The following is a 10,775-nucleotide window of genomic DNA, read 5'->3' as shown; positions in this document are numbered from 1 at the left end:
TCATTTTTGATGCGTTTGTTATAAGTACATTACACTTTATTTTTGTTTCTTTTCCTTGCAATGACACCTGATGACATGGCAGGAACAAGCCCAATTAAAAAGTACATGACAACCGCTTGAATTGGTACTAATAAAATAGCTAAAAACACTAATAATAAAAGCATAGCGATTGCGTTTACCACTTCATTTTTTATAGCCAATTTAGCCGCTATGTAGCAAGGTATTGCTATTTGAGCAATAACCAAAACCAAATCAAATATTAAATAACTAATTTGGCTTCTCACTAAATCGTGATCTTCTGATGAATACGCCCCAGCTTCCCCGAACAATTGATACGCTATAATGCGTTGACTCCACCCCAACATCATTTCTTTCAAGACCATTAATCCGAATGCAACTCCTGTCGCGATCATTAAAGATTTTGGTTTAATTCTAATATTCATATAGTACTTATAACGAGCCTGTAGAGTTTCTCATTTAGAAAAAACAGACCCAAAAATTATTAAAAATTAAGCTTCAAAACGCATTGCTACGTGAATTCTGAGGCAATATTCTACTAAAAATTACTTTTACGGACGCACAGCACATAAATTTCATTCGTCAATTTACACTTTTGATAAATTCTACAGCCTCAACGAGCCTGTAGAATTTCTCTTTTAGAAAAAACAGACCAAAAAATTATTAAAAATTAAGCTTCAAAACGCATTGCTACGTGAATTCTGAGGCAATATTCTACTAAAACATTACTTTTACGGACGCAGAGCACATAAATTTCATTCGTCAATTGTCACTTTTTATAAATTCTACAGCCTCAACGCCGCATTAAGCGGACAAAAATAGTGGGTTAAAACCTGTAGCGAAGCGAAACGTAACCCACTGTTTCTGTTCCGTTTAATGCGCTTGTTATACGGCTTTTCTATGCATATGCTCAACTTCACCTGTACTAAAGTCTTGTAAAATTGCTTCAACAACATTCATGGCATCTAATTTCATCTCATGATTATCTTGCGTTGAAATATATGTAACGATAATGTGCTCAAGCTTTAATTCGCAATCTCCTTTCGATATTAAATAGGAGTTTTTAGGTAAAATAGTTTTCTGAAGTTCAATGCCAAAACCTTCAGCCCCGACGGGCACCTCTTTATCTAACCAAGAGTTAAATGCGAGTATAGGACCATCTTCATCTTTGATTCTAATATCCGTGGATACCATAGATAGAACGCTTGGATCCTCTTTGGCTAACCTTTTAGTTTCTTCATCATGACCATCAAATTCAAGTTTGAAATTGATATAGTTGTTTCTAAGTAATTGCATATCAATGTTAACAATTTGAATACAGCCATCCCAATCAGATTCTTGAGGTTTTCTTATTAATTTAAGCCCCATACCGTAGAAGGTTGCATATTTCTCAGCCCCAGATTGGTAACCAACAGTTGTAACTAAGATTCCAGAGCTATTTGGAATATCGGTTAGGAGTCCATGCAAGTTCCTTACATGTAATAGGCTGACTCTGTGTCCGTAATGCTTACATTCAATTAAGACCCTATGTGTAATACCTGCATACTTATATTCCCAGAAAACATCTATTTGGTGCTCTACACCTGATATTCCCATAATTTTTACATTATGTTTTACTTCAATATTTTCTACGCCTTCGAGCGCCAGAATATCTTTATATATTTTATGAGCTAATTTCTCATAGTCTTCTGATGTTTCAGAAATATGCATACAATCTCCATGGCGCATAACAATTTAATATCGACTTAATGGGTCGTTTATCTGATTGGTCCAGTTTTAACATAAATGATAACATGTTGCTACATATCAAATTCTTATGGCTATGGTGTTTTACCAAATATATAAAAACTACCCATAGGGTCGTTTCCATGACTACAGGGGCAAGTTGTTAGTTAAGAAGCTAAAAAGCAACGAGCTCAAAAAATTATGAATGTCTGCTTTTCGCTCTGAGCTGAACTTCGCAAAAGTGTCAAAAGCAGGTTATTTTACAATTTTAAATATGGGTTTTTCGATTGGCTGAGGATCTTGAAGTTCTTTTTTATATTGCGCTAAGTTTACAGGTTTTTCGTTTGCGTTTTTATAATATGTTTCTAAAGATTTAAAGTGTAATTTCATATCATCACACTGTTCTAAACCCTTTTTATTTGACAAGGTGTCACCAAAATCCATTAAAAGGTTATGGGCTATATTAAATTGAATTTGATTTTTTTTGAGGAGGTTATTTTTATTAACGGGTTCCAATTTATCTAAAATTTTTAGCTCTTTACGAGTATTTTGCACACCCGTTCTAATAACATTTAAGCTTACTAAGATCAGTAAAACGATAGAGGCATTCATCCCTATTAATAATTCAAAACCATTACTCATTACAATTCCTTTTAAAATATGCTGTAACTGGAAAATAACTGACAACTGCCAAAGTTGAAATATTTATAGTTACGACTAACACCTTATAAAAATGCAAGAAAAGATCAGAACCTACAAGCCCATGTAAATAAAACTGAATCATTTGAACAATACACATGCCCAAACCTAAATAAATACAAAATCTCGCTGCCGGTGCAAACATGCAATCTCTAATTTTATGCAATGTAAATATTGCCAAAACACCAATGAATGACATAAAAAACATGGTTGAATAAAATAGTTGTCGCTTTTCCATTTTATCTAGATTCAAAGTCAATATATATTGAGATAATTCCGAACCGATATAATGAAACACTGCCACAACAAGAGCTGCTATAAAGCAACTATGAAAAATAACATCACTTTCAGTGCTGATGTTTTTTGCACCGCCAAAAAATAAAATAGAAACCTTTTGATAAGCTAATAATATAATAGCTATTAATGCGGTTACTTCTAAAGCTTTTATAATCCAATCAAGTAATATAAAAAAATCAGCACTCATGACTTACTTACTCTCTGCTTGTGGAGGTGTTACACCGCCGCCGCCGCCGCCAACATTAGGAGTTACTTGTGGTGGTGTTACACCATCACCACCGCCACCAATATTAGGGGTTGCTTGAGGTGGTATTACACCACCGCCACCACCTGCAACATATGTTGTTGCATTAAAATTCAAATTTTTCGCTGTGCTACTTAAAGTCACGGTGTCACTTTTTAACGTGTCATTTTTCACGTTTTCTTGTTTATTTGCTTCTGCTTTTTTTGAGTCAATATTATATGCATCTTGACCCCGACTAACATTACGCGCCATTACATCCATTTTTTACTCCATTTTATCTACGTTTTTGAAGGTATAATGTACCTATTTCATATTTAAATAGCAAACTAACAACTGTACATGCAACCAGTATTTAAAATAAAAAAGAAATGAAATATAGTTTACAATTTGATTACAATATTTAGCGGTATTATATTATTTACACAGGGTTTTAATGTTGTGTATTTATTGGCATTCCATTTTTCAGGCTTTGCATGTTTGTTTTTTAAACGATAAAAAGCAGGCACTGTGTTTAAATGCCCATACATGCTTTAAATGTAAATATTGTGTAATTTAAGTTTGGGTTGGTTTTTTAGGTGATTTTAAGATTGCACAAAGGTATTTTGTCCATGTATTCATGGCTATTTGTTTTTCTTTTATGTAGTCGTATCTATCATAATGTAATGTTGAAACATCTCCTTTGTCATGTTGCTGAAGTATGTCGCGTTCTACTTTAGTTATACCTGCTTTACCCATAAGCGTTTTACAAGTTCTTCTTATATCTCTTGGGGAAAATAATTTAAAATCATTCTTTTTACACCATCTTTGAGTGGCCATTCTTAATGTTGATATATGCGCGGGTTGGTCGGCTTTATCTCTGTGAGGAAATATATAGCCGGTAGCACCACGATTTAATATAAGTGATTTTATAATGGGTTCAGCTAAATGACTTATTGGTAATAAGTGATCACCCCGTTTTTTAATTTTTATTCTTGATTGTGGTATTGTAAAAGTTTTTTCTTTATCGATGTTGAAATCTTCTGCTTTTGCATGGTAAAGCTCCATTACTCTTTGGCCAGCTAAACACAGTGATAACTTTAAGTAATTATGTGTATGTAATGGTATATCTGTGGCATGCCATAGTTTGTAAATTTCGTTTTCATCTAGCCAACGATCACCCACGTTTTGAGGTGTTTTGAATGAAATATCACGAACTGGATTTACTTTTACACCATACACATTGGGTTTTTTAAATCGTTCTGGTGAGTTATCAAAGTCAATTGCAAACTTAAATAATGACATTATTATGCTGCGCAATAATCTAGCTTGTTCTTGTGCGCCTCGGTTATAAACTCTGTAAATAATCTCTCTTACTTGGTCTATGTCAAAATCATAAGGTAATAGTTCGTCACTTATATAAGGTAGTAAGTTTCGATTTAAAATTAATATGGACCTATTAATTGTTGTATCAGCCCAATTTTCATTTATGTATACATAAAAATCATCAACCATTTGTTTTAAGGTTTTTTGGGTTTCGAGTATTTCTTTTTGAATTTTTTCTTCTTTGGCTTGTAACTGAGGATCAATATCGTTTAGTAATTTTTCTGAAATTTTATTATACTCTGTTCTGGCTTCTGCAAGAGTGATTGCACCATAGGTTCCAATACTAATCGTTTTACGTTTTCCGGCTGTAAAATATTGGACTCTAAATTTTTTAACTCCTGTCGGATAAACCCTGACTTGAAGACGCCCAACTCCCCTAGCATCTTCATCAGAAGTCACGATATAGCGCTTTTCTTTGGCTTTTAATGATTTAATTTGTTTGTCAGTAAATTTCATACTTACTCGTAAGGGTCACACATATGGTCTCAGTTGTTACTGTAACAACAATTGCCTAACGATACAAAACAAACGTAATAACTTTTCTAAGCACTTATAATTAAAGGGTTTGTTACTATTATTTACGTGAGTACATTCTAAAAACAGCCATATCTTATGATTCGCACTTGACACGCTTCTCGACTTGCTGAAATCACATATTTCCATGTAACATGGGTATATTTACACTAAAGTGTGAATATAATCACCTTACTTACCCCAAAATGTATCTTCTGTATTCTGGTCTTCAGAATAAAGCCATGCCTCGACAATTTGCCCATTTTGAACAGTACAGATATCAACGCCTTTCATGGACATAGATGCTCCTTCACGCTCAGCGCTAAATGAAAGCATCGTCGCAACCTTGGATTCATTTCCCATAACAGTATCTACACTTGAAATTTTGAATGTACCATTAGATACCTCCATCATTTCTGAAAGCATTGCAAAAACAACTTCTGAACCACAGTGTATACCTGAAAATTTGTTTTGCCCTGGCTGATGCCAAATAATATCTTTAGATAAAAGAGAACCTAAAGTTTCCATATCCCCAGTTTGAATAGATTTAAAGTATGTTTCTACTACATTAATATTATTTTCTACATTCTGGTATTTCATTTTAATTTCCTATGAGGTTACATTTTACTAGAATTAATATATTTAGATTTGATAGATCTTAGACATCAAGTGAGGAAACATACCTCCGTCAGCGGTTAAATTTGCGCCACGAAACCAATTAGCATCATCACTTAAAGCAAACACAACAACAGGTGCTATATCTGAAGGTGTTGCTGGTCGGTCAAGTACTCTCATATCTTCTTCTGCTCTTGCCCCTAATGTTTTAATAAAATCACTAAGAATAGGCGTATCTACCGCACCAGGACTGACTGCATTCATGTTGATTCCACGGTTTCTCCACGTCCAACGGTTCTGCATGGTCCAAACAAGTAAAGCTTCTTTTGCAAGAAAGTATGAACGGCCACCAGTGCCCAAATCATTGTTTGTGACAAATGCAGCAATATCGCTGTTGAAATCAAGTGCGAGAGTTTGCTTAACCTGGTCAATAGATTCCGTCCACCCAAAACCAGCTAGTGAAGCTAGATTGACGATTGAGGCTCCATCGGCCATTTTGTCGATAAGACCTAGTGTCAATCTTTTCAAGCCAAGAATGTTAACTTTTAGAACCGACTCGGCAGGAGATGTCGGTGGAAGTCCTGCGATATTTGCAAGTCCATCGATACCGAAAGGAAGTATATTGATAAACTCGTCGATGGCTGCAGCTTCACTCAAATCGACCTGAAAGAACTCGTCGACACCTTCGACAGGGTTTCTATCTACACCGATTACCTTTGCACCTTGTTGCTTAAGTACGCGAACTGTCTCAGCACCTATACCTGAAGCTGCGCCAGTGACAATAATTTTTTTATTTAAGTTCATCATGTTTTCCTTTTTGTGTTTCGGATACATGATTAAACAATAGAGGTAAAAGAACAGATTAAAAACCATATTAACGGATAACACTGTTTACTTTTTGAATATAATAATGTTTGCACTGCCCAATATTTTTTGCACCCAAAATGAAAACTCAAAAAAAGTAGCCATTTACTTTAATTTGACAGATTTTGGGAAGCACACTTTAAATCACAAGTACTACTAGATGAAGTAGCACTGGCTGTATGCATACTCAACACTTCAGATGCGAGTTTCAGGATTGCTGAGCAACTAAGCAAACTTGATGGGTATTGTGAACATTTAATTTGCTGTTGTTATTGTGTAATCTATGGTTTAAATTTACGAGTTTTGTAGATATGGTATTTGAGAGGGATGAGGGAAAAACCTCACCCGACTTTTAGATACAAAGAGCTGTGCGGCTTAGCTCAATTATAAATATTCGACAAAATATAATGCTTCTTGATCACCTGTATGATAAGTTGCATACAAGTAAAATTCATCGTCTTCACTATGAATTTGCTGAAAAGCCCAAACTACATCATTACCATCTTTTAGTGTTAACCCAATAGCGAGTACATCTTTATCACGATTAATCTTTTTTATCGTAATAGGTAATACATTACCATTTATGGTAATTTTTTTATTATTACCATCAAAATCAATTTCAACTTTTGACTCTCCCGATTTTGTTTCCCAAACACCTGAAAAATCGTCTAAAAATGGATCACTAGGAGCTGTTGTTATTGAAATAAAAGTGACAACTACCGCAGCTATTAAAGGAGCTGTTCCTGCGCCTAATTTTGTATGAAAAAATGCAGGTACACTGGGCCACATTTTTTCATTTATTGTAACTTGTTTATAATAATCATAATTTGCCATACTAGCGCACATAAGGAGCAAGGTAAGTAATATGAAATAATTAGGAAAATTTATACCAGTAATATTTTCGATCAGTAAAAGAACTGCACTAAATAACCATACAGCTCCCCAGATCACACAACCTTTCATCCACATTTGATTAAAAAAATAATAAAAGGGACCGGTCAACATAGCGAATATGTTAAAGCTTACTTTTCTTTTATCACTGTTATTAAGTGCATTAAATTCAGGTGATTTCATGGTTTTAAAAAATGATTTTTTATTTGCACCAATTTGCTCTAAAATTTCAAATTTCTCTTGCCAAGAAGCACTCACATCGTATTTCTCTCTCTCTTGTGGGTCTGTATATTCAGTCATTTATTTTTCCTTAATGTATTGTTTTTGAATTAAAATGAATTGCAGCTGAATTAATATATAGTAACCAAAGGTTTAACTATTATTCCGTGTAATAAATTAACTCAGCTTAGTTAAAAACCTTAGCTATTTCTCTCTAAAATTCCGTAAATATCATCTTCTAAAGCATCTATCACAGATTGTTGCAAAGCATTTACACTAATATGCAAGTGATCTTTATCTGATTTATCTAACGCTCTTTCGATATCTAAATTTGTTGCTATCCAAGTTTCAGATGCACCGACCGATAACGGAGCATCTTGAGAGAGAATAAAAGAAAAGGGGATCTATTTTATTAATGTTTTGTTTTGCTCAACTTTACCGCCTGTGATCTTGACTATCCCAGAGATTTCACCACCAGGCTCTACATCTGTATAATCTAATATGGTATCAACTTTAGCTGCCCCAATTCCTACCGAGCTAAACATTTTATTAAAAATAGACATCACTACTCCTTATTTAAGTTATTTTTTTCATATGCTGCTAGAAAAACAATCAACCTTTACTGATATCACTAATGATTTTTTTTCAAAAGTTAAAATGTAAATTAAGTAAAACCTGACTACATTAAATTTTTTCATGCAACTTTAGTAGAATATGGTTTCGAACAGAACAGCAAAAGGATCAACAGAACTTTATTAAATACTGGAGATTAATTACTTTTTTAATTGATGATTTTTGGGATAGTTTATATGGAGTGACTAAAGATTTGATGCTATCACATACGCTAATTATTAATTCCATAGTTGCGCAGTAAAATCCTTTTAAAAAGTTATTCATTTTGTCCCTTATTTATGAATATTTATAATATTAAAGTAACATAAGATTCCATTTAATTACTTTATTTGAGAAAGATATATTAATTAGCCATAATTATCAATATTTTTTTAGTTTGTCTGTTTGAGCAATTCATAGTTGTAAAGATGTAACATTAAGTCCATTAACTGAGCTCAATTTTTTACAATCATTATTCAAATAGTCACTCTAAATTTTTCATGGATGATATTGATCGCATCTTATTAATATTTAGTCAAAATTTCAATCGCAAAGTCTGCAGTCACTGAAAAATTGAACATATCAAAAATGTTTTGTAACGATAAAACCAATACGACTTAAATCAACTATTTCCGATCTTGATGTTCGTGATGACAAAGTTATCGACCAATCCTGATGAGGAAACCAACTCAAGTTAATATCAAGACTTGCTAATTTGCCACTTTCCCACAACGCTCTATTTTCATAAGAGTATTCAATATTGAACTTTGTATCAAATAACATGTTTATATTTAAACCAACATGGGCTTTAGAAAAAAATTCTGCTCGAGTTATATTTGCTATTAAGCCAACCCCGAATAAAAAGTAGCCATGAACATCTCTATGAAACTGATATGCCTTGCCTACACCTCCAGATAACTCAAGAACTGATTTTTCTTTAAGTTCGGAAGTGTATTTTGGTTTGTAACCAAAATACACTTCCGAAGACAAATTAAAAAAGGGTGCCACACTCACAGGTAAAGATTTTACTTTGTATACAGTAAGCTCATCAAGTTCAATATTGTTATTAATACTATCAATATCAAACACGACATTACCCATTAAGAGTTCAGACTCAGATAAGTATTGTCTATTGTCGCTAGATAAAAAATGACCAGCGGTTAAAAACCTAAGCTTTGCACTATTGAAGTCGGAATTATCAAAACGACTATTAAACATAGCTAGGCTAAAAGCTGAATCTTGAGGTGTTAGCGTAGGGTTTTTATAGTTTGTAAGATCAATAACTTTATCGTCTTCAGACTGTATATCAAGTTTCAACTTATCTTGCAATCGGCTAATTTCATCTGATGACAAATTGACTGCATTCTGATTCTGTAGCAGTAGATTTATATAAATCTTATCAAAATGTGACAGCTGCTCTACATTAGAACTGTACTCAGATAAGAACTCAGCAATGTTAATATGGTTTAATTCATTATAAATGACGTTTCCTAGCCAAAGGTCAGAAGCAATAACATCTATTTTTTCAACCAACTCAACCATAGTTGTCGCTTTAACGACATCCACTGGAGTGATAATCTTGTCTCTATATTTTAATATATCGGAATCAAGCAGTGCTAAAAGCTCCAGTGTAATGGTTGCACAATTATACGATTGAAAATAATACGTCAACTCTATTCCTTTGAGCTCCCACAGGTGTAATTGGAATAACCTTAGGTTTTCTTGTTCCGTATTTAATTTCAACTGCCACAAGCTACGCTGCTCTTTTTGCTGATATTGCTCAACATCTTTTGAGAAAGGACGCACCGAAAAAAACCAGGCATACCTGTATAAGTACTATTCCAGATTAGTTTAAGTGGGTTTATTGTATTAATTTCTGTGAAATAAGCTAGAGAATGAGCAACTTTGTTACCTTTGGCACTAAGCCCTGACGCCTTAAAAAATATGTGACCCATCATGCTAGATGCGGAAGAAACCACCTCTGATGCATAAACCAACGATAGTTCATCAAATGGAACATAATCAAGATATTCATTCAATTGAGGACACTGTAACTAAGGGTTATCCGGTAAATTAAAATCGGTTACTTTGGATAGGTAGGTTACTCTAGCTGGAAATCTACAATAGGCAGTCATAATATTTTCATGCATTACTTTGTACAAAGCATTAGCTTCTTTTAGCATGTGGGTCGGTCAGTAGAAACCGGTTATCTAAAACTTGCGGCTTATTCTCTGTATCGACATGCAACAATAAGCGCCACACTTCACTATGTGCAAAGTCCTTTTGTATTTCGCTTGTCGCACTATGCGCACTGCTAATTGAAGTAAAAAAGTAAAAAAAGCTGTTAAAAAAACAGCTTAATAGATTATGCATATGGGTATGATTATTTTGAGCAGTTTATTTCAACTTTCTCAGCGTAATCCCACATCTTACCTGTAGACGCATCAGTTGTTGAACCGAATAGGCCACCTATAATTATGTTTCCAAAAAATATTGGGGTAACCTGTTTTTCCAGTTTTGTTTCAGTATCACAGCCTACTTCAGTTGTTCTTAATGCTTTCTCTCTACCATCTCGTATTACTTGAACTCTCCCAGGTGCTTGTGCCTCATTACCATCAATTGCAACCGTCACAGATTTTCCATTTGATGTAGTTACTTCAACAGTTTGCATGTCAGATGTCATAACACTTGCACAGCCAGACATTAGTGTTACTAG

At 33.9% G+C, this 10,775-nt stretch carries 11 protein-coding genes and 2 pseudogenes; all 13 read right to left on the bottom strand.

What is annotated here, in order from left to right; all coding sequences use genetic code 11:
- Positions 1-29: 29 nt before the first annotated feature.
- Positions 30-443, bottom strand: a complete 414-nt coding sequence (locus CJF42_RS21170) for a hypothetical protein (RefSeq protein WP_095368576.1) — start codon at positions 441-443, stop codon at positions 30-32.
- Positions 444-903: 460 nt separating this feature from the next.
- A complete protein-coding gene (locus CJF42_RS21165) occupies positions 904-1,728 on the bottom strand; it encodes a restriction endonuclease (RefSeq protein WP_170940699.1) in 825 nt (274 codons plus the stop codon).
- A 270-nt stretch (positions 1,729-1,998) separates the two neighbouring features.
- The gene (locus tag CJF42_RS21160) at positions 1,999-2,385 is read right to left on the bottom strand and encodes a hypothetical protein (RefSeq protein ID WP_095368574.1); all 387 of its coding nucleotides are present in this window, start codon (positions 2,383-2,385) and stop codon (positions 1,999-2,001) included.
- Positions 2,378-2,926 (bottom strand): hypothetical protein, encoded by a 549-nt coding sequence (locus CJF42_RS21155; RefSeq protein ID WP_095368573.1) that lies wholly within the window; start codon positions 2,924-2,926, stop codon positions 2,378-2,380. Before CJF42_RS21155 ends, CJF42_RS21160 begins: the two co-directional genes overlap by 8 nt.
- Positions 2,927-2,929: 3 nt before the next feature.
- The gene (locus CJF42_RS21150; protein ID WP_095368572.1) at positions 2,930-3,244 is read right to left on the bottom strand and encodes a hypothetical protein; all 315 of its coding nucleotides are present in this window, start codon (positions 3,242-3,244) and stop codon (positions 2,930-2,932) included.
- Positions 3,245-3,535: 291 nt separating this feature from the next.
- Positions 3,536-4,801 carry a tyrosine-type recombinase/integrase gene (locus CJF42_RS21145; protein WP_095368571.1) on the bottom strand — a complete coding sequence of 422 codons (1,266 nt, stop codon included), beginning with the start codon at positions 4,799-4,801 and terminating at the stop codon, positions 3,536-3,538.
- Between the two features lie 249 nt (positions 4,802-5,050).
- Positions 5,051-5,458: a nuclear transport factor 2 family protein gene (locus tag CJF42_RS21140; protein ID WP_095368570.1), complete on the bottom strand. Its 408-nt coding sequence runs from the start codon at positions 5,456-5,458 to the stop codon at positions 5,051-5,053.
- A gap of 42 nt (positions 5,459-5,500) precedes the next feature.
- Positions 5,501-6,277 carry a coniferyl-alcohol dehydrogenase gene (locus tag CJF42_RS21135; protein WP_095368569.1) on the bottom strand — a complete coding sequence of 259 codons (777 nt, stop codon included), beginning with the start codon at positions 6,275-6,277 and terminating at the stop codon, positions 5,501-5,503.
- A gap of 444 nt (positions 6,278-6,721) precedes the next feature.
- A complete protein-coding gene (locus CJF42_RS21130; protein ID WP_095368568.1) occupies positions 6,722-7,528 on the bottom strand; it encodes a DUF2628 domain-containing protein in 807 nt (268 codons plus the stop codon).
- 119 nt (positions 7,529-7,647) lie between these two features.
- Positions 7,648-7,992, bottom strand: a pseudogene (locus CJF42_RS21125) (sporulation protein).
- A 649-nt stretch (positions 7,993-8,641) separates the two neighbouring features.
- On the bottom strand, positions 8,642-9,277 hold the full coding sequence (locus CJF42_RS29590; RefSeq protein WP_502694805.1) for a DUF7840 domain-containing protein: 636 nt from the start codon (positions 9,275-9,277) through the stop codon (positions 8,642-8,644).
- 390 nt (positions 9,278-9,667) lie between these two features.
- Positions 9,668-10,038: pseudogene (locus tag CJF42_RS29585) on the bottom strand (lipoprotein N-acyltransferase Lnb domain-containing protein); the annotation flags it as partial.
- 404 nt (positions 10,039-10,442) lie between these two features.
- Positions 10,443-10,775 (bottom strand): adenosine deaminase (locus tag CJF42_RS21115; protein ID WP_141235616.1); only part of this gene is annotated, 333 nt, incomplete at its 5' end.

The sequence above is a fragment of the Pseudoalteromonas sp. NBT06-2 genome, assembly GCF_002276045.1.
In the GTDB taxonomy this organism is placed as follows: Bacteria; Pseudomonadota; Gammaproteobacteria; order Enterobacterales; family Alteromonadaceae; genus Pseudoalteromonas.
This window is presented reverse-complemented; position numbering and strand designations above follow the sequence as displayed.

Excerpts from the sequence above, each read along its gene's own strand:
- CJF42_RS21135 (WP_095368569.1), bottom strand. The coding sequence starts at position 6,277 with ATGAACTTAAATAAAAAAATTATTGTCACTGGCGCAGCTTCAGGTATA.
- CJF42_RS21140 (WP_095368570.1), bottom strand. The coding sequence starts at position 5,458 with ATGAAATACCAGAATGTAGAAAATAATATTAATGTAGTAGAAACATAC.
- CJF42_RS21170 (WP_095368576.1), bottom strand. The coding sequence starts at position 443 with ATGAATATTAGAATTAAACCAAAATCTTTAATGATCGCGACAGGAGTT.
- CJF42_RS21145 (WP_095368571.1), bottom strand. The coding sequence starts at position 4,801 with ATGAAATTTACTGACAAACAAATTAAATCATTAAAAGCCAAAGAAAAG.
- CJF42_RS21150 (WP_095368572.1), bottom strand. The coding sequence starts at position 3,244 with ATGGATGTAATGGCGCGTAATGTTAGTCGGGGTCAAGATGCATATAAT.
- CJF42_RS21130 (WP_095368568.1), bottom strand. The coding sequence starts at position 7,528 with ATGACTGAATATACAGACCCACAAGAGAGAGAGAAATACGATGTGAGT.
- CJF42_RS29590 (WP_502694805.1), bottom strand. The coding sequence starts at position 9,277 with ATGTTTAATAGTCGTTTTGATAATTCCGACTTCAATAGTGCAAAGCTT.
- CJF42_RS21160 (WP_095368574.1), bottom strand. The coding sequence starts at position 2,385 with ATGAGTAATGGTTTTGAATTATTAATAGGGATGAATGCCTCTATCGTT.
- CJF42_RS21165 (WP_170940699.1), bottom strand. The coding sequence starts at position 1,728 with ATGCATATTTCTGAAACATCAGAAGACTATGAGAAATTAGCTCATAAA.
- CJF42_RS21155 (WP_095368573.1), bottom strand. The coding sequence starts at position 2,926 with ATGAGTGCTGATTTTTTTATATTACTTGATTGGATTATAAAAGCTTTA.